We start from the raw sequence: 23,415 nt of genomic DNA on the forward strand, positions 1-23,415 counted from the left end.
ATGTTTACCCAACACTCCCTGGCTTGGTCTTCTCTGTGGCAGCATCCTGAGCTTCTCGGCATGGCCGCCCTCGTCGTGCTGTTGGCCTTTTATGTGCGCGCCGTCATCGGTTTTGGTTCGGGTCTCATTTCCGTCGCCCTGCTTGCGCTCATCTTTCCGGTCAAGGAAGTCGTGCCGGTGGTGCTGCTCCTGGATCTGGTGGGCTCCGTTCTGCTGGGCGCCTACGATTTTCACGAGATCCGCTGGCCGGAGTTGCGTTGGCTCGTGCCCGGCAGCCTCCTGGGTCTGGCCGCGGGCGCCTTCATCCTCGCCGATACCGATGCCCAGAGCCTGACCCGTTTCTTGGGACTCTTCATTCTGGCCTACGTGGTCTACGCCTTGGTTCTGAAGCCCGAGAAACTGCCCCGTCTGAGTCTGCCCTGGGGTTTACCCCTCGGCATCTTCGGTGGAGTCATCGGTAGTCTCTACGGCGGTGGCGGGCCGCCCATCGTTGCCTACCTGCAGATGCGTCATCTGGACAAGCGGGCCTTTCGCGCGACCTTTCAGGGTATTGCGCTTGCGGACAATATCGTGCGACTTTTTTTGTACATCGGATTGTCGCTGCTGACGCTGCCTCTGGCCATCAGCTTCGTGTTCCTCGTGCCACCCGTGCTGCTGGGCTTGTGGGCAGGCAACCGTCTGCACTTTCGTATTCCGCAGCGCGCTTTTTTGCTGTCCACTCTGGCCCTGCTGACCATCGTTGGAATTCAGTACCTCATCTGATATCGGGAGAACCATCGTGGCAAGAACCCCTCTGGATGAATTACGCAAACGCGCCCAGGGCGCACTGTCTCTGGATGTCGCTTTCATCGGCGTCGTCAACGGCCTCTTTTCTGCCCTGCACGACCTGGGCGGCGCGCAGGTTCAGGGCCTGGCAGAAAAAACGGGGATGGATGCCGGCTATCTGCAGCGCTGGTGCGACGCAGCCTACGCCTTTGGCTGGCTGGAGCGCAAAGGCGATGCATTCCTCCTGAGCGACGACGGAGCGGCCATGCGACCGGAGGCAGAGGACAGCACCATGGCCCTGGCCATTGGTGCCGTTTTGTCCGCCCACATGGCTGAGCGCGCAGCGGGGCTGATGCGTAGCGGTGAGCGTCCTGGTGAGAAAGTGCTGGCCGAACGCGAAACCATACTGCCCTGGTTTGGTGCCATGCTCGAGCACAACTTCCGGCGCAGCTTTGAAGAGAAGGTGCTGCCGGCCGTGCCCATTTTTGCGGAAATAAACGAACGCCAGGGGCTTGCCGTGGATCTTGGCTGCGGCAACGGCTGGTATCTGCGCGCGCTTCTGGGGCGTTGCCGCTCCCTGCGCGGCCTCGGGCTCGACGGTTTTGACGAAAACATACGTGAGGCCCAGCGCCTCGCCCAACGGGAGGGCCTCGGCGATCGTCTGCACTTTGCCCAGGGCGACATCCATCGCTTTGCACTACCGGAGCCCGCCGATCTCATCGCCATGAATCGCGCCCTGCACCACGTCTGGGAAGCGCGCGGCAGCCTCTTGGAGCGTTTGCACGGCGAACTGCGCCCCGGTGGGGCTCTGGTCATCTGGGAACCGTCCTGGCCCGAGGATACTGCGGTTTTGCGCGAGCCAGCGTATCGCACCATGGCCTTCCAGAACCTCTCCGAGCACATCCAGGGCAATCATTTCCTGCACCCTGAAGAAATTGCCGAGGCGCTAACCGCTGCCGGCTTTGCCGCCAGCATCCATCGCGTGGGTAGCGATGCGGTGGTGGTCGGCCGACGCCCCTGAGGGAGAGACCCGGGGCCATTGCTTTTTTCTGCCGCGCGCACTATCCTGCGGCGATATGGGGCGGTAGCTCAGCTGGGAGAGCGTCGCGTTCGCAATGCGAAGGTCGGGAGTTCGATCCTCCTCCGCTCCACCATACCTATGTGAGGGCTCGGATAGTCTCCGAGCCATTTTTTCGCCTGCGGTCCCCGCGCCGCGCGGGGTTCCGGCCAGCTGTGCTGCCGGGTGGCTGCCAGCCGGATCGTCGCGAATCGACCACGATCTCTGCCGGGCCCGTCCATATCCTCCGTTTGGCCTGCGGCTAGGACAAGTGCCGGTGTGCCTCCTGCCATTGGGGTAGTAGCGCCTCTACCCGGCTATAAAAACGGTTGTTGTGATGGCGCTCGTGAAAATGGACCAACTCGTGTACCACCACGTATTCCAGGCAGTGCTCCGGGTGGTGGATCAACTCGAGGTTCAGGGTGATACGGCGGGTGCGGGTGCTGCAGCTACCCCAGCGCGTTTTCATGGGGCGAATGTGCCAGGCGACCTCGGTAAGCCCAAGTGGGCGCCGGTACACCTCCACCAGCGGCGCAATGCGCAGCGCCAGTTGATCGTGGTAAAAGCTCTGCAGCAAATGGGCGCGCTCTGCGGCGGTACTGGGTTTTTGGGTCCATAGCCGCAGTTCCCCGTCAACCAGACGTACCGTCGACGACCTCGCACCGGACCGCACGCGCAGGGGATACGGCACGCCAAAGATCCGGATCCGCTCGCCGTCGGTAAAGCGGTTTTGATCCTGCTCTCTGGTAGCCAAAAGCCGCGCACGTTGGGTGTCGATCCACGCCCTGCGCTCATGGAGCAGGGCGAGTACCGCAGAAAGCGGCATCCCGAGGGGTGCGGTGACCTCGATATCGCCGCCAGGCGGGCGTATGCGTAGATAGCTGTGGCGATTGGGTTTGAACAATACGCGAACTTCAAGTCCACGCCAGACCAGGTGATTTTCCCTTCCCCTCCCGCGCAGCATGGGCAGGAAACTAGTCCGGATCGGGTAAGCAGGACCAGGCGACGCTCTCCCCCGCCCGCAGGGGCACCAGACGATCGCCGGCGAGATTCAGGGACTCGGGCATGGTCCAGGGGCGTCGCACCAGCCGGATGTGGTCGGTATTCTCGGGTAATCCATAAAAACGCGGACCGTTACGACTGGCAAAGGCTTCCAGTCGATCCAGAGCGTTGGCGGCAGCAAAAACCTCGGCGTACAGTTCGATGGCGGCCGGTGCGGAATAGATGCCGGCGCAGCCGCAGGCGGATTCCTTTTGCCCGCGCGGGTGCGGGGCGCTGTCCGTCCCCAGGAAGAACTCCGGCGCCCCGCTGGTGGCTGCTGCCACCAGGGCCTGGCGATGGCGTTCACGCTTCAACACCGGCAGGCAGTAGTGGTGCGGACGGATACCACCCTGAAAGAGGGCGTTGCGATTGTGAAGCAGGTGATGGACCGTGATGGTGGCGGCCAGCCGCTGGGAGTGGCCGCGCACGAAGTCCGCCGCCTCTGCCGTCGTGATGTGCTCGAGCACGACCTTGAGCCCCGGAAAGTCCGCCAGCACAGGCGTGAGTATCCGTTCGATGAATACGGCTTCGCGATCGAATATATCCACCTCGGGGTCGGTCACTTCGCCGTGTAGCAGGAGGGGCAGACCGTGTTTTTCCATGGCGGCGAGCACCGGATAGACCCGGCGGATGTCGCGAACGCCGTTCTCGGAATTGGTGGTCGCTCCCGCTGGATAATACTTGATACCGTGGACGAAACCGCTGTGTACCGCGGCCTCGATTTCCCCCACGGGCGTGGCTTCCGTGAGGTAGAGGGTCATGAGGGGTTGAAAATCGGAGGACGCCGGCAGGGCAGCCAGGATCCACTCACGATAGGCAGCGGCCGCAGCCACGGTGGTAACGGGCGGTTTCAGGTTGGGCATGACGATGGCGCGGGCAAAACATCGGGCCGTGGCCGGCAGGACGGCGGCGAGGAGTTCGTTGTCGCGTAGATGCAGATGCCAATCGTCGGGACGGATGAGCCGCAGTTGCTCCGTACCGGCGGACTCGTCTGCGGGTGGCACGGACGCAATCATGGCTGCGGGGGGGACGACTGCGCCGCCTGCGCGCGCAACTGTTGCTGGATCGCTTCCTGCTGGATCTGCAGCTGGTTGTCCTTCAGTCGCTGGGCCTCACGCCGTTGTTCCTGCTGCAGGGCGGATTCCTGCTGATCCAGCTCCATCTGATTCAGCTGCAACCGTTGCTCGTTGATGGCGCTTTGCAGCGCCAGTTGGGCCGGATCGTTCTGCGTGGCGGGCGCTATATACACCGATGCCTGCGTCATGCTCACCATACCGGCCACGAGCAGGGGAAGGGCTGCCCAGCAATGCCTACGTCCCATGGCTCTTCTCCCGAAGCGTGCACAGCCCCGGAGTATACCAGATCCCGACACCACCGAGATAAGCCCTCACTGCCTACGGCTCGCCGTCCGCAAACCGTTAGGCGCGACACGCTTCCAGGGTGGCTGTGCCTGGTGCTGGGCGAGCGCTTATCCCGAGAAAGTCGCACGGTTTACCTCGACTCCGTACCGGGCACCAGAAATACCGGCTCTTGGTCGGCGGGCATGGTGGCGAGCTCTTCTTCCGTCATCCGAGCGTAAATTTCGAGGAGATAACCCGTGGGATCGCGCAGCCAGAGTTCGTGCAGAGGTGTGCCGCGCCAGGTGCTGCGCGGCGGCTTGACCACCTCGGCACCGGCGGCCACGGCGCGATGGTAGGCGGCGATCACCGCTTCCTTGCTCCGCACTCCCAGGCCCACGTGGTAGAGGCTGTAGGTGTCGAGGGGCTCGTCCCGGTCGTTGACGAGAATCACCAGATTCAGGCAGAGATCGGGGACGATGAAGGTGCTGAAGCGCGCCGTCTGTTGTCTGGGCTCAACCCCGAAAAAGTCCCGATAGAAGGCCGTGCTGCGGGCAAGATCGGTTACCCGGAAGCTCAGATGAAATTCCTGGCGAGCGGGCACCAGGGGAGACAACTCGGTGGACATGCAGTAATCCTCAGGGTTCACTGTGACCAATGCGTTCCAGTTCCGTGCGCAGGCGACTGGGATCTTCGGCTAGCCATTCGGCGACGGGCAGTTGCAAAAGCGCCTCGATGCGATGGCGCAGGATTCGATAGGCTTTCTCGAAAGCGGCCTCGATTTCCGCCTCGCTGCCGGTCGCCTTGGCGGGATCGTCTACCCCCCAATGGGCGCGCAGGGCAGGGCCGAGATAGGCCGGGCAGGTCTCGCCAGCGGCACTGGCGCAGACGGTGATGACGATATCCGGGGTAGTGGGCAGATCGTCCCAGGACTTGCTGGCGAGACCTTCGGTAGAGAAGCCTTCCCGCTGCAGGAGGGCAACACTGCGCGGATGCACATAACCTGCCGGATGGCTGCCGGCGCTGCCGGCGTGGAGCCTGCCCTGGGCAAGGCCGTTGAGGGTGGCTTCGGCCAGGATGGAACGACAGGAGTTGCCGGTGCACAGAAAGAGGATCTCGGGGGTTTTCATCGGTGTCACCTCGGTGGGGCGGCGGAAGCGGTGGCTGCTGCGCTGGATTCGGACTCGTCGGGGATAGTGCAGGATTGGGTGCCGCGACAGCAGTTTTCGGTAAGGTAGGCGACCAGGGAGCGCACCACGGGCATCTGCGCCCGGTAGCGCTGGAAACGTCCCTCGCGGTGGACGATGACGAGATCGGCGTGCTGCAGAACCTTGAGGTGAAAGGATACGCCGTTGTGCAGTTGCCCGATCCGTTCGGCAATCTGGCCGGAGAAAAGGCCTTCCGGCTCGTGCTCCACCAGTAGGCGAAAAATGGCGAGCCGCACCGGCGAGGCCAGGGCCTCGAGGCGGGCGACAATGCGATCGCTGTGCTCTTCGGTCATGGGATTCCAATGGTTCAAGTTAGATTGAATTATTGACAAATGTTTTTGGCTCGTCAAGACTACCGGCAATTTCACCCAAGGAGTACAGGATGCTTGCCCTGGCCATCTTCGTTGTGACCCTGATCCTCGTCATCTGGCAGCCCAAGGGACTCCAGATCGGTTGGAGTGCCATGGGCGGTGCGGTCGTCGCCCTGGCCACCGGGGTCATCACCTGGAGCGATATTCCTGTGGTCTGGCATATCGTCTGGGATGCTACCTTTACCTTCGTCGCCCTCATCATCATCTCCCTGATTCTGGACGAAGCCGGTTTCTTCCATTGGGCGGCTCTGCACGTGGCGCGCTGGGGCGGTGGGCGTGGGCGTCGGCTCTTCCCCCTCATCGTCCTGCTGGGGGCGATGATTTCTGCCGTATTCGCCAACGACGGGGCGGCGCTGCTGCTCACCCCCATCGTCATGGCCATCCTGTTGCGGCTCGACTTCTCACCCAAGGCCACCTTCGCCTTTGTCATCGCCACCGGTTTTGTGGCCGATACCACCAGTCTGCCGCTGATGATCTCTAACCTCGTCAACATCGTCAGCGCCAATTATTTCAATATCACGTTTGATCGCTATGCCCTGGTGATGGTACCGGTGGATCTGGTGGCACTGGCGGCCACCCTGGGGGTGCTCTGGCTTTACTTTCGTCGCTCCGTGCCCGCGTCCTATCCTACCGCCCACCTCGACGCTCCGCGCACGGCCATCCAGGATCCTGTGGTCTTCCGTGCCGCCTTTCCGGTGCTGGTTTTGCTACTAATCGCCTACTTCGTTACCGCGCAGTGGCAGGTACCGGTATCGGTGGTGACGGGGGCTGGGGCGCTGATCCTCCTCGCTTTGGCCGGACGTTGGTTGCAGGGCGGGCGCGGCGCCCGCATTCCCGTACGCAAGGTCTTGCACGAGGCCCCCTGGCAGATCGTGATTTTCAGCCTCGGGATGTATCTGGTGGTCTATGGGCTGCGCAATGCCGGTTTGACCAACTATGTGGCCATGGCCCTGGCGTATCTGGCGGCACAAGGTACCGTTCTGGCGGCGATTGGGTCAGGCTTCCTGGCCGCGGCGCTGTCCTCGGTGATGAACAACATGCCGGCGGTTTTGGTGGGCGCCTTGGCCATCCACCAACTGCCGGTGGCCACGGATCCGTTGATACGGGAAATCTTCGTCTACGCCAACATCATCGGTTGCGATCTTGGCCCCAAGTTCACGCCCATCGGCAGTCTGGCCACCCTGCTCTGGCTGCATGTGCTGGGCCGCAAAGGCATGACCGTGACCTGGGGCCAATACATGCGCACCGGACTCCTCATCACCCCGCCGGTACTGTTCCTGACGCTGCTGGCCTTGGCGGCTTGGTTGCCACTACTCTGAAAAAGGCGTTTGAGAAATTTTGTCTTCCCTCGGGTCATGCGCGAACGGTTCGGCCATGGCCGGATGTTGCGACCCGGTGAGGTCCGCCACCGCAATCCCTGCCAAACGCGGCACACCTGCGCTTCCATGTTGCGGACTGCCGGGGAAGATCCTAGGTGGATTGCCGGCCAGATGGGGTATGAAGACGGGGTACGACTCGACTGGGGTAGGCTCATCAGGTGCCCCATGTCAACCCATCTGCCTAGAGCAGGACTCTCGCCCTTTGGTCACCATTGGATCAAAAGAACGGGGCGGCGAAGCATAGGGCTGGAAATGGCAATCTCATGGATGGTGCGAAAGGGGAGACTCGAACTCCCACGCCTTGCGGCGCTGGAACCTAAATCCAGTGCGTCTACCAATTCCGCCACTCTCGCCTTTACGCTATCTTAAGCACTAACCGCTCTTTTCACAACGACGAGGATCCCATGGCCAAGTCATCATCCCAACCCTCTCGGTTGCGTCGCCTTCTGGCTGTCGAGTCGGCGCGGATCATGGCGGAGGAGGGCATTGCGGACTACCGCTTTGCCAAGGAGAAGGCGGCCCGCCGCCTGGGTAGCGGCAGCACCCAGCAAGATTGGCCCAGCAACTCGGAGATCCAGGCCGAACTCAAGGCGCGGTTGCAGCTGTTTCACGGCGAATCCCAACCCCTCGAACTGCGCCGCCTTCGGGAGGTTGCGCTGGAGGCCATGGTCTGGCTCAAGGATTTTCGTCCCTTGCTGGCAGGTGCGGTACTCAACGGCACGGCCACGCGCCATAGCGCCATCGTTCTGCATCTCTTTGCCGATACCCCGGAGAGCGTCATCTTTTTTCTCATGGATCAGCAGGTGGCCTATGAAGAGGGCTGGCAGCGGCTGCATTTCGGCGACGAAGCGCCCCAGGAGTATCCCCAGATCCGCATGACCCGTGGGGGGGCAAAATTGCGTCTGGTCATCTTTGCTCCCGACGAGGATCGGCGCCGTCCGGCATCGGCGGTGGACGGTAAGCCTCTACAGCGGGTCAACGCCCAGCAGTTGCAACGTTTGCTGGATTCCGAGGCATCACTGCCCGCTTATTCCTGAGGTGTCGGTAAAACCTCTGGACTGGGCGTTGGACGAAGGTGCTGCCAACTTACCAGACTGAGGGCGATGAAGATGGCGATCATGCCCAGGCTTTCCCAGCCGCCCGGTACCTCGTCCAGCTGCCACCAGGCCGCGAGGACGCCGATGAGCGGCGCCAGCAGCATGGCCATGCCGGCTACCCCCGACGGTAGATGCTTGAGGGCATAGGCCCAAAGCAGGTAGGCAATGGCCGTACCCGGTATGACATTGTAGACTAGGGCGGCGGTGAAGAGCGGGCTCCACTGGATACGCAGGGGGTCTATCCAAAGGCTTACGACAATGAGACCGACGGCGCCCAAGGCCGTCTGCCAGAAAGTCGCGTTGAGGAGATCCTGGCCCGGTGGCATGTGGCGTTTTTGCCAGATGGCGGCCCCCGCCCACAGTAGGCCCGATAACAGCGCAAAGGCCGGTCCTTGCCAGGCGCCATGAAAATCCCACGGGCTCAATATGCACAAGAGCCCCAGTAGCGCCAGAAGGAGCGCTGGCCAATGCAGTCCGTGCAGACGCTCCCCCAAAAGTGGCCAAGCCAGCAGCATGAGCCAGATGGGCATCATGTACACGAGGATGGCCGTCTTTCCCGCGCCGCCATATTCCAGGGCCCAGAGGGTGAAACCCACAAAGCCTGTGCTCTGCAGCAGGCCAAAGGGCAGGACGTAGCGTAGGGGAGGTCGCCGCAGGGGACGTTTCAGGAGCAGTAGCAAGGGGAGGAGCACGACCGCCCCCAGGGCCACGCGTAGTGCCGCAAAGATCAGGGGTGGGCAGTCCTCTATGGCTACCTTCATGACCACCCAGTTGTAGCCCCAGATCAGGGCAATGGTGACGATGGCGGCAAGGGGAAGCCAGGGAGCAGGGGTCGGGGAGTGAGTGCGCATGAAAGTCCGCGGGCGGCCAAAAAAGATCGGGAAAGACCACCGCGCCGCTACGGTGGCCTCTCCCGTATCTTAGAATAGCCTAATGATGCACTTTGGCGCGATCGTAGGCAGCCGGCCACGGCCAGTCGACGCCCAACCGTGCGGCCGCCTGCAAGGGCCAGTATGGATTACGCAGCAGTTCCCGCGCCAGAGCCACGGCGTCCGCCTGTTCCGTGACGAGAATGTGCTCTGCCTGCATGGCCTCAGTGATGAGGCCGACGGCGACGGTAGGAATGCCGACGGCCCGACGGATGGCTGCGGCGAAGGGCGTCTGGAAGCCGGGGCCAGCGGGGATTTTCGCGTCTGGAGTCAGGCCGCCGCTACTGCAGTGTACGACATCCACGCCGCAGGCCTGGAGTTCCCGACTGAAGGCGATGGACTGCTCCAGATCCCAGCCTCCCTCCACCCAATCCGTGGCCGATATGCGCACCCAGAGGGGGAGCTCCTCGGGCCAGACGGCGCGTACCGCGGTCGCCACCTCCAGCGGAAAGCGCACACGTCCGGAAAAATCGCCGCCGTAAGCGTCGTCCCGTCGGTTGCTGATGGGGGAGAGGAAACTGTGCAGGAGATAGCCATGGGCCATGTGCAGTTCCAGCACCTGAAAGCCGGCCCGGTGCGCACGCCGGGCGGCCGCCACGAAGTCCGCCTTCACCCGCTCCATATCCTCTGTGCTGAGGGGACGGGGGATGGTGTGGGAAGGGCTGAAGGCCAATGCACTGGGGGCTACCGGCTGCCAGCCCAGTTCCGCCTCGGGTGGGATGGGTTGACCTCCATGGAAGGGGGCTGCCGTCGAGGCCTTGCGGCCCGCATGGGCGATCTGTATGCCGGCAACGGCACCTTGCTCCTGCAAAAAGCGAACGATGGGCGCCAGGGCGTCGGCCTGGACATCGTTCCAGATGCCCAGATCTTGTGGCGATATGCGACCTTCCGGACTTACCGCCGATGCCTCCACCAAAATGAGGCCTGCTCCGCCCACGGCACGACTGCCCAGGTGCACCCGGTGCCAGTCTCCGGCGACGCCATCGGGAGTCGAATACTGGCACATGGGGGCCATTACGATCCGGTTGCGTAAGGTGACGGAACGCAGTGTCCAGGGGGTGAACAGACGCTGGGTCACGCCTGCACTCCCAAGCCGCGCCCGAGATGCGCCAGGGTCATTTCCCAGCCCTCCTGCGCCGGTCCGGCGCGGTAGCTGTCGCGGCGGTCACTGAAGAAGCCGTGCGGGGCCTCCGGAAAGACCGTGAGCGTATAACGCTTCTTGGCGGTGCTCAGGGCCGCAGCGATGCGGCCATGCTCTTCCGGGGTAATGGAGCTGTCCTCGGCGCCGTAGAGCAGGAGCAGGGGAGCCTGCATCTGGTTCACGTGACCCAGGAGCGGCGGACGTCCGGCAGGGTCTTTATCCGGGGCGATACCGCCGCCGTAAAAAGCTACGGTCGCCGCCACGCGCTCAGCGAGCTGGGCATTGGCGAGGAAGGCATAGCGCCCACCCATACAAAAGCCCAGCACACCGACCTTTGGACCACGTACCTCAGGACGCTGGAGTACACTCGCCACGGTGGTTTGGGCTTCCGCCATGACCTGGTCGTCCTTGAGCGTGCGCAGGTGCCCGATGGCGCCGTCGAAGTCCGTGTATTCATAGACCTTGCCGTGATAGATGTCGGGCACGATGGCGCAGTAACCGGCCTTGGCGAGGCGCTCTGCCAGCTCTCGAAAATGCTCGTTCACGCCAAAGGCCTCGATGAATACGAGTACCGCGGGGTGCGGTCCAGGATTCGTGGGGCGCGCGTACCAGGCGCGAAGCGAAGGGTTCAGTTCCAGCCACTCGGATTGTATTGCAGACATGGAATCTCCTGTTGCTATTCACGGGGTGGGCGACACCATTATCCTACCGACCGATCGGTACTTTCGTAAAGTCTCTGGAGAGGGCTCGAATCCAGGACTCAGGGACGCAAGGAGCCCAGGTACAGGCGGAGCTGCCCAAGGCAGCGCCGGTACGCATCCACCGACTGGGCATTTTTGCCAAGACCGACGCAACCCTCGACTCCGGCAACGATGAACAGGGCCGCCTCAGCGGCGACGACATCGCCACGCACGTGACCCGCCTCCTGACCGCGTGCCAGGGCTTGGGCAAGCACCTCCGTCCAGCGCTCGAGGATCACCTGCAGGGCTTGGCGAAATTGCTCGTCCAGCGGGCTCATTTCTTGAATCAGGTTGTTGAGGGGGCAGCCGTAGCGCAAAACCCGTTCGTCCGCGCTGGCGATCTTGTCGCAGAGGATTTTGTCCAGTTGCTCCAGAGGGTCATCGCCCTCGCTGAGGGGCGCAAACCAGCGTCTTGCCAGATCGGGAGCGATTACGTCGTGCACCACCGCAAGGCCAAGTTCCTGCTTGGTGCCGAAGTGGTGGTACAGCGCGCCCTTGCTCACAGAGGTCTTGGCCAGGATGCGCTCCAGACTTGCCGCCTGAAAGCCGCATTCCAGTATCTCAGCGTAGGCTGCTGCGAGCAGGTCGTTGCGCGTCTGCTCCGGATTACGAGATTTTCTCAGTGTGTCCACCATGGTCTGATCAAAATACCGACCAATCGGTATTTCGTCAAGACCTTGTATGCGTCCACCACCTTTGGCACTGGGGCTGATGTTGCAGGAGGAAGGATAGCGGTGGTTGTTGGCCGAGTCGATGGTGTGGTCGTTCGGCGTTGTAGAAGACGAGCCACTCGGCGAGTTTTTGGTTGAAGCGGGCGAGGTCGGTGAAGAGCAGGTCTTCGTGGTAGTCGACGAAGGATTCCTGGATGGTGCGATTGAAGCGTTCGGCATGGGCATTCATTTTTGGGGTCTTGGGGTAGGTATACCAACGGGCGATCTGCTGTTCCGTGAGGGTTTGGGCGAAGCCCGCCTCAAACTCGGAGCCGTTGTCGGAGAGCAGCACCTGGGGCTTTTGCGGGAGCAGATCCAGGACGGCGGCGAGGGCCGCCTGGGTGTGGCGTGTGGCTTTGCTGGGTAAAGCGACGGCCAAGGCAAAGGCGCTGGCTGGATCGATGAAGGTGACGAGGTAGCGTTTCAGCCCGTCGCGAACCCGCTCGATAGTGTCCACCGCCAGGCACTGCAAGGCAGTGGTGGCCACCCCCTTGGGCTTGCGCGGCTTGCGAGAACGCCGCACAGGCTTGGGGCGACCACGGGCATCGAGGCGCGCGGGGCTGTGGCGCATTTTATCCGGTGCACGGGCGATGATTCTGCCGAGGGTGGACACCGATGGCAGCGCGATACCCTTCTCCGCACACCAGGGGCGCAGCAGGACGTGCAGCTTGTCCTTGCCGAGATTGGGGTGAAGGGTACGTAGCCGCCGAATTTCCGCTACCAGCCTGGGGTCGGTCTTGGGGCTGCGTCGGCGTTTGGGCGCGCTGGACTGGCTGGCCAGGGCGGCGGGATTGCCGCCTTCGGCCTTCAAGGCCGCTCGCCACCGATAGAGCGTCCTTCGGGACACCCCAAAGGCATCGCAGGCGGCCACCAAACCGTGTTTGTCCCAGAACTGTACAATTCTGAGTCGCTCTTGCGCATCTTTCGGAGTCATCTCCCAACGATGCCCCAAGCCCGCTACCCGGTAAAACCCTCGGATCCGGTACCCGACATGTTGAACCTGCATGGCACTCCTCCCTCGCCAAAGAAGTGCCAAAGGTTTGTGAACTTATGCACGCCTGCGCGGAGATCTGTTCCTACCGCTCCGCTGTTCGCAGAGGCGAGCATCCGGATACGTGGACGATTTCCGTCGGAGTGGTGCTTACGCCCTGAGCCTTCGTTCTCCCAACAGTCTGGACCGGGAGGAGGGATATCGGCTACCGACGCGGGAACTCGGGCGTGACATTTGGGTCTGTGCCTTTGAAGAGGCGCGGGAGCCGACACCGTGAGCGATAAAGAGCAATCACCCCAGAGCGAGTACGTGCAGGCACGCAGAATTCTCGGCGTCGCCCTGATCAGCGGTGCCGTCACCATCGGCAGCGCGCTATTGCTGTTATTGCTGTGGTGGCTGCGCTGATCGTCGCCAAGGCTACCCTATTCAACGCATCCCAACCCCCGTTTTTTGCGTATTAACAATGACCTCTTATTAAGAACTGGATCCAGGCGTCTTCCAACGCTTGCAAAAAATGCGTGTGGCCACCGTCCATAGTCGCTGGAGTGTGTTCAGGAGGTGAGCTGTGGCTGCGGAACGCGGTGGCGGTGTGCGTTTGCTGCGATACAGGGCTAGCGTGTTGTGGTTGGCGCTGCTCTTGTTGGCCTTTTCGGCGCAGGCTCTGGGGGTAGACGAGGGGAATCTGCAGGTTGAGGTACAGCGGGTTGCCGATGGCTTCGCGGTATATGCGGTATTCCCGGTAGCGGTGACGCCAGCTCGAGCCTTTGCGGTGATGACGGATTACGGGCATATGGCGCAGTTCATCCCGCAGATGCACAAAAGCCAGGTGCTGTGGCGTGACGGAGCGCACGAGTCGGTACTCCAGGAAGGGTCCATCAAACTCCTGTGGTTACGTATCCCCACCTTTGTGGTGATGTCCGTGCATCGGCTGTCGGATCGAGCGGTGCGCTTTCACAGTACCGGAGGGAGCATGGCGATCCGCGGGCAGGCCGAGGTCCGCGCGTCGGCCGACGGCAGCGTGGTGGAGTATCGCGCCACACTGGAACCCCAGACCCTGGTGCCCATGGGTCTTGCCCAGAATCTCGTGGCTCGCTACATCCGCGGGCAGATGGAGGCCTTACGCGCGGAAATGCTGCGGTTTGGGTGACGGGCGCCTACATCCAAAAGTCTGCCGCTGTCGTAGTGTGGGTGGGCAGCATGCGATTGCCCACGTTTCCTTCCTTCCTGATCGTGGAGTGTGTTATGTCGAAAGAGAGTCGTTATCCTAACTTGAAGCCGTATCTCGCTTTTGCTGTTGCCTCGGTCTTTGCCCTGAATGTCGGCGTTGCCGCTGCGGCGGACAGCCACGCCACCCCCGAGTCCATCCAGAAAGCCGACATCAAACTGCCCATAAAGAACTACATCGCTGAATTCGGCGGCGTGGAAGGAGTCAAGGCCCTCATCGATACCTTCGTGAGCAAGGTGGCCGCCGATCCGCATATCAATGTCTACTTTGCCAAGACCAATATTCCGCACCTCAAGTACGAGCTGACCCAGCAGGTCTGTGAGATTGTGGGCGGCCCCTGCACCTACACGGGGCAGAGCATGGATCAGTCGCATCGCGGTTTGCAGGTTACCACGGCCGCCTTCAACTATCTCGCGCAGGATATGATCGACGCGATGGACGAGCGAGGTATCCCCATCGCCGCCCAGAACTACCTGCTGCGGCAGTTGGCTGCCATGGAGCCCCAGATCGTCACGGCCAAAGGGCCTTTGGGCTAAGACGTCGCGCCGTTACGGTAGCGGCGGGTGACAGGGAATCCGGCTGTCCCTATCCTAGGGGCGCCCCTGTCCCTGTCGCCATGCGAGGATTCCATGACCGATGTTCTGGCCTTACTGCAGTCTCACCGATCTATCCGCCGTTTCCGGCCCGACCCACTTCCCGATGGTCTGCTGGAGACCATCGTCCGTTGTGGTCAGCAGGCTGCGAGTTCCAGCAATATCCAGGCCTACCGCATCATCAACGTCACCGACGCCAGCCTGCGCGATACCCTGGCTGAGCTTGCGGGGCAACAGGAGTACGTGCGCCTTGCGCCGGTTTTTCTGGTGTTCTGTGCGGATCTGCGCCGGGCCCAGAAGGTCTGCGATCGCATCGGCCCGCCCTTCGTCCCCGGAATGACGGAGCACTTCATCATTGCTACCGTCGATACGGCGCTGTGCGGACAGAACTGCGTCGTTGCCGCAGAGTCCCAGGGACTCGGCTGTTGCTATATCGGCGCGGTTCGTAATCATCCGGCGGAAATCTCCGCACTGCTGGCGCTGCCGGAGCAGGTGTATCCCCTTTTTGGTTTGTGCATCGGTTATCCCGACCAGACCGTGGAGGTCAAGCCGAGATTGCCCCTGGGCGCGGTACTCCAGGAAAATCGCTACAGCGAGGAGCACGACGCGGAGCTCATCGCCGAGTACGATGCGACCATGCAGGCCTACTATGGATCGCGCTCGGACCACCGCAAGGACAGCAGCTGGAGTCGCGAGATTGCGGCACTCGCCGGTCGCGAGGCGCGCCCACACATGGCTGCCTTCTTGAAGGAGCGTGGATTCCTGCTGCGATGATACCACCTCATGGATGAATCGCCGGTCTTTCGGCGAAGACGGCGCTGGTGGCCGCCGCTGTTTTCTGTTTATGCGTTGCTCCTCGCGGCGTGCTCGCCCGTGGGTGCCCTCAACGCACTGACGCCGCAGCGGAGTTTCGTTCTCGATGCGGCGGTGGCCTATGGTTCGGGTGAGCGGGAGCGACTGGACATCTACCAGCCAAGTGGCCCCGCCATGGCCGGTGAGCCCGTGGTGGTTTTTCTGTATGGTGGCTCCTGGAACAGCGGCCGGCGCGAGGAGTACCGTTTCCTGGGCGAAGCCCTGGCGTCCGCAGGTGTGCTCACGGTAATCCCCGATTACCGCCTCTACCCCGAGGTGACCTATCCGAGCTTTCTCGAAGATAATGCGCGGGCCGTAGCCTGGGTGTTCCAGCACATCCACCGTTACGGGGGAAATCCGCAGAACGTCTTTCTCATGGGCCACAGTGCCGGTGCTTACAATGCCGCTATGCTGGCCTTGGACCCGCGCTGGCTCGGCGCGCGTGGACTATCTCCCGCCAGCTTGCGCGGCTGGATTGGTCTTGCCGGTCCTTACGATTTCTACCCCATCACCTATCGGAATGTCCGCCCGATTTTCCACCACCCGGACTATCCCGCCCGCAGTCAGCCCGTGGACTTTGTCGGCGACGACTCGCAGGTCCCCGTCTTCCTCGGCGCTGCCCGCCACGATCACCTGGTAGACCCAAAGCGCAATACCGAGGGTCTTGCCACCCTTTTGCGAGGGGCGGGGACTCCGGGGGTGGAGCGTATCTACACCGGGGTGGGGCACCAAACCCTCATCGGCGCTTTTGCCCGAACCCTGCGCTGGATGGCCCCGGTGCGTCAGGATGTGCTGCGGTTCATCGCCCAGGAGTCGCAGTCGTCTGGGGTCCGGACGGCGACAGCAGCTGCGCCAGTGGCATCCAGGTCCCGCGATTCCGGCTCAGGGCGTTGAAGCAGATACGGTAGATATCCATGTCGAACTCGCCCTCGCGCCTCTCCCAAAGGGTTGCCAGATCCGCGGGGTCGGCACGGTAACCGCAATGGATCCACTGCCAGAGTAGGTGGTAAAGGCGTTGTCCACCTCCCTCCTCCACCAGGACCATGGGGCCATCCCATGGCCAATGCTCGATGCGCAGATGGCGCAGGGCCGCAGACAGACGCAGGTCGTGGAGCAGGCGGCTCTCCGCGCCACAGCAGGCCCCCCGGCACTGCTTGAGCTGGTGGGCGAAGCAAGGCCCGCTCGTGGGTTTTTCCAGTCCCAGGGCCTTCAGGCATAGGCCGTGGCGCCGAGCCAGGCGGCGCAGACTCTGGCGCGCCCGGTAGGCGTTGGCAAAACTGCCGTAGAGTTCGCCACCATCGCAATCGCGGAGGGGGACGATCCGCGGCGAACCACGTTCGATACCCTCCCAGGCGATGGTGAAGAGGTTTTCCCGCCGACGCAGGCGGCGATTGAGGATGGGCTGCCGTTCCTTGATGAGGCGCGCCTCCAACAGCAGGGCCGAGAGTTCCGTCGGCGTCTCGATCCACTCCAGACGTCGGATCTGCTGCACGAGACGCATTTCCCGCTGCTGGCTAGTAGCCGCATAGAAGTGATCCCAGACCCGTTCACGCAGACGGATACTCTTGCCCACGTAGAGCAGGCTGTCGGCCTCGTCGTAGCAGAGGTAGACGCCAGGGCGGTCGGGCAGGGCATCCAGCGTTTGCGCATCGAGACTGCCGGGCAGGGCTGGGCGTTGCCACTGCTGGCGACAGGCCTCGAGGAGCCGCGCGGGTTGTTCCGAATAGAGCCGGGCCAGAAAAATCGCCACAGTGCGGGCATCGGTCAGGGCCCGGTGGCGCCCAGCGCTGTGCAGTTGCAGACGCTCGATGATGGCATCCAAACCGTGGCGCTTTTCGTCGGGAAAGAGGCTACGCGAAAGCCGAAGGGTGCAGAGGACATCCGCGGTGAAGACCTGTCCCAGACGACGCCATTCCTGACGCAGGAAAGCGAGATCGGTGCGGGCGTCGTGGGCGATAAGCAACCGACCCGCAAGCTTTTCCCGCAGAGGCTCGGCTACCTGCGCGAAGGTCGGCGCATGGGCGAGGTCGGCTGGGTCGATGCCCGTCAGCGTCGATATCGCGGGGCTGAGGCGTATTTCTGGGTTGATCAGAGTGGACCAGACCTCGGGTTCACCGGCCGGCGCCACGAGGATTATGCCCACCTCGATGATGCGGTCGCGCTCCAGGTGACCGCCGGTATTCTCGAGATCGATGAAGGCGAGGGTGGTGTCGAGTTCTTGCGCCAAATCCCTCAGTGCCGTCGCGGTCGCGCTTGAGAGCGGTGAGGGCAGGGTGCCCTCGGCAACGGAGTTACTGGCGTGCTGCCCAGGCATGGGCGAGCAGGTCGTCGCGATTCAGTACCTTCAGACAAACGGCATCCGTCGCCTCCAGCACGACGGGAGGGGCGCAGCCCGCCAGGAGGGCTTCCTTCCAGCGCAGGGCGCACAGACACCAGTGGTCGCCCGGTTGCAGGCCCGGGAAGTCCCACTGTGGCCGGGGTGTGATGAGGTCGTTGCCGCGGTCTCGAGAAAAGGTCAGGAATGCCTCGGTGACTACGGCACAGACGCCGTGCATACCGCCGTCCTCGCGCCCGGCGCGGCAAAAACCATCGCGGTAGAAGCCAGTCTTCGGCGCAAAACCGCAGGCGAGCAGGGCGGTGCCCAGAACATTCTCGCTCATGGTCGTGGCCGCCAAAGACTACGGAGGATGAGCACGGCGGCCCCCAAGGCGAGAATGGGGGCTCCACGGATCTCCCAGTCGGTCTTGTTGATCATGAAACTGCTGCGCGGATACGGAAACATCCCGGAACCCTGCAGAAAAAAGAGCAGACCGGCAAATATCAGAAAGAGACCGAGGAGCAACAGGAGGGCACGAAGGAATTTCTTCACGGGGTCAGGCACTCCCATCGGACGACGGAAAGCTCCAGCCTAACCCCAAGACGCATCGGGCTCAAGGGCTGGCGCGGGCCGCAGCAGCACCACCAGGCACGACGCCACAGCGCCCGTCAATGTCCGCGCACATCCTCCGGCCCGATCCACTCATAACGCATCGTAACCGAGTGGGCTTGCTGCGCCTGCGGCAGCAGTTTCAGCAGCTCCGCACCGCCGGCGCCAACGAGGGCAGCATTTTCCCGCAGATCGGCGGCGATGGCCTCGGCTTCTTCCACACTGAGTTCCAGCACGACGGAGGATTTTTTCTCTTCCAGAATTTTCATGCTCGTACTCCTCAATTGAACACATTCTTGGGTTGACGAAAATTATCGTCCATACGATAGTCCTGTTCCGCAAGAAGGTAGGCCATATCCAAGGTCGCCTTGCCAAATTGGTCGGCTTTCTTGACTATGGGTTCCACAATCTTCGCGAGATCCTTTTTGTCGAGTTCCAAGCGGATTACGTATTGATTGCTGAATACCTTGTTCATATCGGCCTCCCAAAGTTTCTCACTGAATTTTTTGACCATGAAAAATCCATTGGGTTCCACCGCTGGATATATCCCCCGCGCTGGCTGGGTTCAAGGCTTTTGTATCGATGTCTTTAATTGCGTCGGGATACCAGATAATAGGCGATACCCACGACCAGGACGGCGGCGATGATCATCCAGTAAAAACCGAGACCCTGCCAGGCTCCGCTGTGCCCGGTATCTCCTTCCACGGGGATGAGGATGAGTTGACGCAGGAGCGTGATGAGCGCCACTTCGACGAACACGGTCAGTGGAATGGTGCCATCGCGCAGGTAGGTCGTTTCTGCGCCGATGAGGGAGGATAGTACCCACAGAATGAAGAGCGTCCCCAGGGCATGAAGAAAGGCCAGGGTGAGGTTGTGCGCGTGCAGGCCGTGCCATACATCCTTGCCAAACTGAACGATGACCAGAATGCTTGCTCCTGCCAAAGCCAGGGCAATGAAAAGGTGGATGAGATCGTTCAGCTTTTGCAGCAGACGACTGAACCAGGGGCGATACACGTGCCGTGCCTGTGCTTATTCGGCGATGACTTCCAGTGCTCCGGCATCCAGGAATGCCGCTTCCGCCATGGCGGCCCGAGTCTCGTCCAGACCGCGAATGGTGCAGGCCACCACATCCTTTTCGGCATAGATGGCGTGCTCCAACGGGCATCCTTCGGCGAGGATCTGTTCCAGGACCTCATAATACTCGGCAGGCCCGGATCGCGGCGCTTCCAGAGCGCTGCGCAGGCGTGCCAAGGCGTCACGGGCAGCATCCCTGTCGGGAAAGAGCACTTTGAGAGCAAACATGAGTTGTCCTTGGGATATCAGAGGGGTTTGGATGGCGGTAGGGCGCGGCGGAGCATCAGCAGCACGATACCGTCGAATATGAGATTCACGCCGACGAAAATACCCACCAGAATCAAGGATCCCTGTGGCCAGGTGACGATGAAGAGGAAGGCGATGGCAATATCTACCACGCCACTGAAATAGAACCAGCCACGCCCAAGACCGTCGAGCGAGCGCGGACGGTTGAAATTTCGGTAGGCATCGATGAGAAAATACAGGATGAACAACAAACCGATACTGGCGATACCGGCGTGGGGCAGTGCCACCATGATGGCTCCGGTAGCCAGCAGCAGCAGAGGCCGCAGCCAGTCGCCCAAATTCTGGGAGCGCAGCTCGAAACTGTGCGCGAGCCAGGCAGCGCCGCCAAGAATCAGTACGGCGGCAATGAGTCCGTCCGTGAGGGCAGACAGGAAGAGGGGGCTGACGATACCCAAAAAGCCGAGCAGGATGAGAAAGATGGCTACGGGTGTCAAAAACTTACCAAGCATCTTTTGCTCCGTCTCGATGACGGTTTTGAAGTCCGGTGGCGTTTTCCAATCCATGACGGGATCCTTATGCAGTGGCCCTTGTGACAGTCTAGCACAGGCGCCCTGGACGTCCGCCAGATCACTGCGCCTCAAGTCGCTTTGACCGAATCCTTGCTCTGGCGAAGGATGCGTTGCTGACCTGCTTCCAGGGCCTCCCAATAGCGTTCCTCGGGTTGCATTTTCTGGATCTGCTCGCGCAGCACCGCAGCGCCCACGGGATGGGGTCGGCCCTGATCTCGCCGAATCAATTCCACCAGAGGTTCCGATGCAAAATACTGGATGGCCATGTCGCGCACCCCAAGACTGGCAAGCCAAGCGGATTCTTCTTCGAGTCTTTTGGGGTCGAGGTGCGTGTCGGCAAGAATCAGCACATCCTGGTCCAGAGCCTGGCGCAGGGCCTCTTCCCAGAGCCGCTGTACCTGTTCCTCTTTGGCAGGATCCCACTGGCTCCAGGAAAAATCCGCACGGTTATCCGCCGCGAAAACCTCCTGGCGCAGGCGATCCCTTTCAATGATGCGGATTTTGAGTTCAGGGTAACGTGTGCACTGGGTCTGTGCCCAGGACGACTTTCCGGAAGCACTGGTGCCTACGGTAAAAATAGCCAAGACATCCGCATTCATTGCCTGCATCTACCCGTTTCGCGGACTTGCCGCAACCTGAAGTCTGGGGAGGGCACCTCATCGTGGAGCACGTTTTCCGCAGTGCCGCCGTCCGGGGCCGTTACTGCGGGCCATGGACAAAAACTGCCGCATCCCGCAAGATACCGCCAGTTGAAGCGAGGGAAGAGACCCTGATGCTACCGCGAGAACTGTCCCACAAGGGAGTGTGGTACCGAGGACTGGATTCGAACCAGCACAGGCTTTCGCCCACTAGGACCTGAACCTAGCGCGTCTACCAATTCCGCCACCTCGGCGTGGACGGAATCATCTTTTATCGAGGAGCTTTTGTCAATGCCGGAGTCTGAAACCGACACGCCGCTCGCTGCACGCGATCCCATGTATGAGCGGGAAAAGGAAAAATACGAACGTCCCATCGTCAGTCGGGAATTCATTCTGAGCTACCTCGAGAATCTTGGGCAGCCAGCGCGCCTGGAAGACCTCATCGACGAATTGGAGATCGCCGAGGAGGATCAGGAGGCTTTCCGCCGCCGCCTGCGGGCCATGGAGCGGGATGGTCAGCTGGTGCGCAACCGCCGGGGTGCCTACGGCATAGTCGAGTCCATGGAGCTCATCCGTGGTACCGTCAGTGCCCATCCCGATGGATTCGGATTCCTGGTGCCCGATAACGGCGACAAGGACCTTTTCCTGTCGCCGCGGGAGATGCGCAAGGTCTTTCACGGCGACGTCGTCTTGGGGCGGATCGTGGGCGAAGATCGGCGGGGACGCCTGGAAGGCGCGGTGGTGCGCATCCTCGAACGCGCCCTGACCCAGGTGGTGGGCCGGTATTTTGCCGATACCTCGGTGCACTATGTGATTCCCGAAGATCGCCGCATTCCTCAGGAATTCGCCGTGGTGCCCAGTGAGGAATTGCAGCCCGTACATGGGCAGATCGTCATCCTCGAGATTACCAAATATCCCGACGGTCGGAACCTGCCCGAGGGGCGTGTGGTGGAGATCCTGGGCGAACACATGGCCCCCGGCATGGAAGTGGAAATTGCCGTGCGCAGCTACGGGCTGCCCTTCCAGTGGCCAGCGGCCGTGGAGGCGGAAAGTGCCGGGTTTCAGCCACAGGTACCGGAATCCATGAAGGAAGGACGACGCGACCTGCGCCATCTGCCGCTGGTGACCATCGATGGCGCCGATGCCAAGGATTTCGATGACGCCGTCTATGCCGAAACCCGCGAGGAAGGCGGTTTTCGCCTGTTTGTCGCCATCGCCGATGTGGCGACCTATGTCCGCCCCGGCAGTGCCCTAGACGAGGAGGCGCGCAAGCGCGGGAATTCGGTCTATTTTCCGCGGCGGGTGATTCCCATGTTGCCGGAGGTGCTCTCCAACGGCCTGTGTTCTCTGAACCCCCAGGTGGATCGCCTGTGCATGGTCTGCGAGATGGAGCTGGACGCCCAGGGTAATCTGGAGCAGTTCCGTTTCGCCCGGGCCGTGATGCGCTCCCAGCGCCGCTTCACCTACGACGAGGTCGCTGCCATCCTGGGTGGCGACTCGGACCTGCGGGAGCGGGAGGCAGAGCTCGTACCGCATCTGGAAACCCTGCAACGTCTCTACGAGGCGCTGGCCAGGGCGCGGGAGGCGCGGGGTACCATCGAGTTCGATACCCAGGAAACGCGCATCGTCTACAACGAGCAGGGCCGGATCGAAAACATCGTGCCGCTGCAGCGCAATGTCGCCCATCGCATGATCGAGGAGTGCATGCTGGCCGCCAACGTCTGTGCGGCGCAGTTCTTCCGCATCCACGAACTCCCCATGCTCTATCGGGTACACCCGGAGCCCAACGTCGACAAGATCGAGGATCTGCGGCGATTCCTGGGCGAACTGGGCGTGCCGGTGCGTATTCCGGCCCGACCACGCAGTGCCGATCTTGCCCGGGTCATCGAGGAGACCCGCGATCGGGCCGATGCCAGCCTCATCCAGACGGTGATCCTGCGCAGTCTTTCTCAGGCCTTCTACACCGTCGATACCAGCATGCACTTCGGTCTGGCCTTCCCGGCCTACACCCACTTCACCTCCCCCATCCGCCGCTATCCGGACCTCATCGTCCACCGTGGGATCCAGGAGCTTTTGGACAGCGCCGCAGAGGGGCGCGAACCCCGTTGGCTCAGCGTGGCCGAATTGAAGGAACTGGGGCAACACTGCTCGATGACGGAGCGCCGCGCCGATGAAGCCAGCCGGGAAGCGGTGCAGTGGCTCAAGTGCGAGTTCATGCTGGATAAGGTGGGGCAGACCTTCACGGGGATCATCACCGGGGTTACGGGCTTTGGGCTCTTCGTTGCCCTGCGGGAAGTGTATGTCGAGGGCCTGGTACACATCAGCACCCTGGGCGAGGACTACTATCACTTCGACGCCCAGCACTACCGCATCGTCGGCGACCGCAGTAAGGAGAGCTTTCAGCTGGGCGGGGAGATCCCCGTGCGCCTGGTGCAGGTCAACCTCGACGAGCGCAAGATCGAGTTCGAGCGTGTCCCCCCCGAGGGGGAGGGTGGGCGCAAGCGGCGCCGGCGGCATTGAGTCCTG

Annotated in this window: 31 protein-coding genes and 3 tRNA genes; 12 read left to right on the top strand and 22 right to left on the bottom strand. The window is 62.1% G+C overall.

Annotation, left to right across the window (positions count from 1 at the left end; genetic code table 11):
- The 3 genes from ACAty_RS04725 to ACAty_RS04735 all read left to right on the top strand — a co-directional run bounded on the left by ACAty_RS04725 (position 1) and on the right by ACAty_RS04735 (position 1,919).
- Complete coding sequence (locus ACAty_RS04725; RefSeq protein WP_004871360.1) at positions 1 to 762, top strand: sulfite exporter TauE/SafE family protein; 762 nt, start codon at positions 1 to 3, stop codon at positions 760 to 762.
- A gap of 16 nt (positions 763 to 778) precedes the next feature.
- On the top strand, positions 779 to 1,786 hold the full coding sequence (locus tag ACAty_RS04730; RefSeq protein ID WP_004871364.1) for a class I SAM-dependent methyltransferase: 1,008 nt from the start codon (positions 779 to 781) through the stop codon (positions 1,784 to 1,786).
- A gap of 57 nt (positions 1,787 to 1,843) precedes the next feature.
- Positions 1,844 to 1,919, top strand: a tRNA-Ala gene (locus ACAty_RS04735).
- Positions 1,920 to 2,084: 165 nt separating this feature from the next.
- Here the strand turns inward: ACAty_RS04735 and ACAty_RS04740 are convergent.
- From ACAty_RS04740 to ACAty_RS04765, 6 genes are all read right to left on the bottom strand, one after another.
- On the bottom strand, positions 2,085 to 2,726 hold the full coding sequence (locus ACAty_RS04740) for a M48 family metallopeptidase (protein WP_004871368.1): 642 nt from the start codon (positions 2,724 to 2,726) through the stop codon (positions 2,085 to 2,087).
- A 70-nt stretch (positions 2,727 to 2,796) separates the two neighbouring features.
- On the bottom strand, positions 2,797 to 3,867 hold the full coding sequence (gene pyrC, locus ACAty_RS04745; protein WP_004871371.1) for a dihydroorotase: 1,071 nt from the start codon (positions 3,865 to 3,867) through the stop codon (positions 2,797 to 2,799).
- 8 nt (positions 3,868 to 3,875) lie between these two features.
- Positions 3,876 to 4,184: a hypothetical protein gene (locus tag ACAty_RS04750; protein ID WP_004871373.1), complete on the bottom strand. Its 309-nt coding sequence runs from the start codon at positions 4,182 to 4,184 to the stop codon at positions 3,876 to 3,878.
- 170 nt (positions 4,185 to 4,354) lie between these two features.
- Positions 4,355 to 4,828: a glyoxalase/bleomycin resistance/dioxygenase family protein gene (locus tag ACAty_RS04755; RefSeq protein WP_004871380.1), complete on the bottom strand. Its 474-nt coding sequence runs from the start codon at positions 4,826 to 4,828 to the stop codon at positions 4,355 to 4,357.
- A 10-nt stretch (positions 4,829 to 4,838) separates the two neighbouring features.
- The gene (locus ACAty_RS04760) at positions 4,839 to 5,330 is read right to left on the bottom strand and encodes an arsenate reductase ArsC (RefSeq protein ID WP_004871382.1); all 492 of its coding nucleotides are present in this window, start codon (positions 5,328 to 5,330) and stop codon (positions 4,839 to 4,841) included.
- Between the two features lie 5 nt (positions 5,331 to 5,335).
- Positions 5,336 to 5,701, bottom strand: coding sequence for an ArsR/SmtB family transcription factor (locus tag ACAty_RS04765; protein WP_004871386.1), 366 nt, complete (start codon positions 5,699 to 5,701; stop codon positions 5,336 to 5,338).
- An 89-nt stretch (positions 5,702 to 5,790) separates the two neighbouring features.
- On the opposite strand from ACAty_RS04765, the gene ACAty_RS04770 reads away from it, so the two are divergent.
- The gene (locus ACAty_RS04770) at positions 5,791 to 7,098 is read left to right on the top strand and encodes an arsenic transporter (RefSeq protein WP_004871388.1); all 1,308 of its coding nucleotides are present in this window, start codon (positions 5,791 to 5,793) and stop codon (positions 7,096 to 7,098) included.
- A 328-nt stretch (positions 7,099 to 7,426) separates the two neighbouring features.
- On the opposite strand, the gene ACAty_RS04775 is transcribed toward ACAty_RS04770, so the two are convergent.
- Positions 7,427 to 7,511, bottom strand: a tRNA-Leu gene (locus tag ACAty_RS04775).
- A gap of 51 nt (positions 7,512 to 7,562) precedes the next feature.
- Here ACAty_RS04775 and ACAty_RS04780 point away from each other — a divergent pair.
- Complete coding sequence (locus tag ACAty_RS04780; RefSeq protein ID WP_038471681.1) at positions 7,563 to 8,195, top strand: hypothetical protein; 633 nt, start codon at positions 7,563 to 7,565, stop codon at positions 8,193 to 8,195.
- On the opposite strand, the gene ACAty_RS04785 is transcribed toward ACAty_RS04780, so the two are convergent.
- The 5 genes from ACAty_RS04785 to ACAty_RS04805 form a co-directional block, all read right to left on the bottom strand.
- Positions 8,186 to 9,106 (bottom strand): DMT family transporter, encoded by a 921-nt coding sequence (locus ACAty_RS04785; protein ID WP_004871392.1) that lies wholly within the window; start codon positions 9,104 to 9,106, stop codon positions 8,186 to 8,188. The genes ACAty_RS04780 and ACAty_RS04785 overlap by 10 nt on opposite strands.
- A 79-nt stretch (positions 9,107 to 9,185) precedes the next feature.
- Positions 9,186 to 10,262, bottom strand: coding sequence for an NADH:flavin oxidoreductase/NADH oxidase (locus ACAty_RS04790; RefSeq protein WP_004871393.1), 1,077 nt, complete (start codon positions 10,260 to 10,262; stop codon positions 9,186 to 9,188).
- A complete protein-coding gene (locus ACAty_RS04795) occupies positions 10,259 to 10,987 on the bottom strand; it encodes a dienelactone hydrolase family protein (protein ID WP_004871394.1) in 729 nt (242 codons plus the stop codon). Before ACAty_RS04795 ends, ACAty_RS04790 begins: the two co-directional genes overlap by 4 nt.
- A 98-nt stretch (positions 10,988 to 11,085) precedes the next feature.
- Positions 11,086 to 11,700, bottom strand: a complete 615-nt coding sequence (locus ACAty_RS04800; RefSeq protein WP_004871395.1) for a TetR/AcrR family transcriptional regulator — start codon at positions 11,698 to 11,700, stop codon at positions 11,086 to 11,088.
- 34 nt (positions 11,701 to 11,734) lie between these two features.
- The gene (locus ACAty_RS04805; RefSeq protein WP_038471690.1) at positions 11,735 to 12,781 is read right to left on the bottom strand and encodes an integrase core domain-containing protein; all 1,047 of its coding nucleotides are present in this window, start codon (positions 12,779 to 12,781) and stop codon (positions 11,735 to 11,737) included.
- Between the two features lie 109 nt (positions 12,782 to 12,890).
- On the opposite strand from ACAty_RS04805, the gene ACAty_RS16095 reads away from it, so the two are divergent.
- The 6 genes from ACAty_RS16095 to ACAty_RS04825 all read left to right on the top strand — a co-directional run bounded on the left by ACAty_RS16095 (position 12,891) and on the right by ACAty_RS04825 (position 16,330).
- Positions 12,891 to 13,043, top strand: a complete 153-nt coding sequence (locus tag ACAty_RS16095) for a hypothetical protein (protein WP_004871397.1) — start codon at positions 12,891 to 12,893, stop codon at positions 13,041 to 13,043.
- The gene (locus ACAty_RS16620) at positions 13,040 to 13,171 is read left to right on the top strand and encodes a hypothetical protein (RefSeq protein ID WP_004871398.1); all 132 of its coding nucleotides are present in this window, start codon (positions 13,040 to 13,042) and stop codon (positions 13,169 to 13,171) included. Before ACAty_RS16095 ends, ACAty_RS16620 begins: the two co-directional genes overlap by 4 nt.
- 160 nt (positions 13,172 to 13,331) lie before the next feature.
- On the top strand, positions 13,332 to 13,913 hold the full coding sequence (locus ACAty_RS04810; protein WP_014002560.1) for an SRPBCC family protein: 582 nt from the start codon (positions 13,332 to 13,334) through the stop codon (positions 13,911 to 13,913).
- A gap of 95 nt (positions 13,914 to 14,008) precedes the next feature.
- Complete coding sequence (locus ACAty_RS04815; RefSeq protein ID WP_004871402.1) at positions 14,009 to 14,527, top strand: group I truncated hemoglobin; 519 nt, start codon at positions 14,009 to 14,011, stop codon at positions 14,525 to 14,527.
- 93 nt (positions 14,528 to 14,620) lie between these two features.
- The gene (gene nfsA, locus ACAty_RS04820) at positions 14,621 to 15,358 is read left to right on the top strand and encodes an oxygen-insensitive NADPH nitroreductase (RefSeq protein WP_004871403.1); all 738 of its coding nucleotides are present in this window, start codon (positions 14,621 to 14,623) and stop codon (positions 15,356 to 15,358) included.
- A gap of 9 nt (positions 15,359 to 15,367) precedes the next feature.
- Positions 15,368 to 16,330: an alpha/beta hydrolase gene (locus ACAty_RS04825; RefSeq protein WP_082179238.1), complete on the top strand. Its 963-nt coding sequence runs from the start codon at positions 15,368 to 15,370 to the stop codon at positions 16,328 to 16,330.
- Here ACAty_RS04825 and ACAty_RS04830 read toward each other — a convergent pair.
- From ACAty_RS04830 to ACAty_RS04875, 10 genes are all read right to left on the bottom strand, one after another.
- Positions 16,236 to 17,750, bottom strand: coding sequence for a 3'-5' exonuclease family protein (locus tag ACAty_RS04830; RefSeq protein WP_226824499.1), 1,515 nt, complete (start codon positions 17,748 to 17,750; stop codon positions 16,236 to 16,238). The two genes, ACAty_RS04825 and ACAty_RS04830, sit on opposite strands and share 95 nt — an antisense overlap.
- Entirely contained in the window at positions 17,728 to 18,096 is a 369-nt protein-coding gene (locus ACAty_RS04835; protein ID WP_004871407.1) for a DUF2237 family protein, read from the bottom strand. Before ACAty_RS04835 ends, ACAty_RS04830 begins: the two co-directional genes overlap by 23 nt.
- The gene (locus ACAty_RS04840; protein ID WP_004871409.1) at positions 18,093 to 18,305 is read right to left on the bottom strand and encodes a hypothetical protein; all 213 of its coding nucleotides are present in this window, start codon (positions 18,303 to 18,305) and stop codon (positions 18,093 to 18,095) included. The genes ACAty_RS04835 and ACAty_RS04840 overlap by 4 nt, the downstream gene beginning before the upstream one ends.
- A gap of 116 nt (positions 18,306 to 18,421) precedes the next feature.
- Positions 18,422 to 18,631, bottom strand: coding sequence for a hypothetical protein (locus ACAty_RS04845; protein ID WP_004871410.1), 210 nt, complete (start codon positions 18,629 to 18,631; stop codon positions 18,422 to 18,424).
- Between the two features lie 11 nt (positions 18,632 to 18,642).
- A complete protein-coding gene (locus ACAty_RS04850; RefSeq protein ID WP_049784733.1) occupies positions 18,643 to 18,837 on the bottom strand; it encodes a hypothetical protein in 195 nt (64 codons plus the stop codon).
- 113 nt (positions 18,838 to 18,950) lie between these two features.
- Complete coding sequence (locus ACAty_RS04855) at positions 18,951 to 19,376, bottom strand: phosphate-starvation-inducible PsiE family protein (RefSeq protein WP_004871414.1); 426 nt, start codon at positions 19,374 to 19,376, stop codon at positions 18,951 to 18,953.
- Between the two features lie 15 nt (positions 19,377 to 19,391).
- A complete protein-coding gene (locus ACAty_RS04860; RefSeq protein WP_004871417.1) occupies positions 19,392 to 19,664 on the bottom strand; it encodes a hypothetical protein in 273 nt (90 codons plus the stop codon).
- A 17-nt stretch (positions 19,665 to 19,681) separates the two neighbouring features.
- A complete protein-coding gene (locus ACAty_RS04865; protein ID WP_004871418.1) occupies positions 19,682 to 20,245 on the bottom strand; it encodes an HdeD family acid-resistance protein in 564 nt (187 codons plus the stop codon).
- A 74-nt stretch (positions 20,246 to 20,319) separates the two neighbouring features.
- Positions 20,320 to 20,850, bottom strand: coding sequence for an AAA family ATPase (locus ACAty_RS04870; RefSeq protein WP_014002563.1), 531 nt, complete (start codon positions 20,848 to 20,850; stop codon positions 20,320 to 20,322).
- A 206-nt stretch (positions 20,851 to 21,056) separates the two neighbouring features.
- Positions 21,057 to 21,143: transfer RNA gene (locus ACAty_RS04875), tRNA-Leu, on the bottom strand.
- A 37-nt stretch (positions 21,144 to 21,180) separates the two neighbouring features.
- On the opposite strand from ACAty_RS04875, the gene rnr reads away from it, so the two are divergent.
- Positions 21,181 to 23,409, top strand: a complete 2,229-nt coding sequence (gene rnr / locus ACAty_RS04880; protein ID WP_004871422.1) for a ribonuclease R — start codon at positions 21,181 to 21,183, stop codon at positions 23,407 to 23,409.
- Positions 23,410 to 23,415: the final 6 nt, after the last annotated feature.

This window comes from Acidithiobacillus caldus ATCC 51756 (assembly GCF_000175575.2).
In the GTDB taxonomy this organism is placed as follows: Bacteria; Pseudomonadota; Gammaproteobacteria; order Acidithiobacillales; family Acidithiobacillaceae; genus Acidithiobacillus_A; species Acidithiobacillus_A caldus.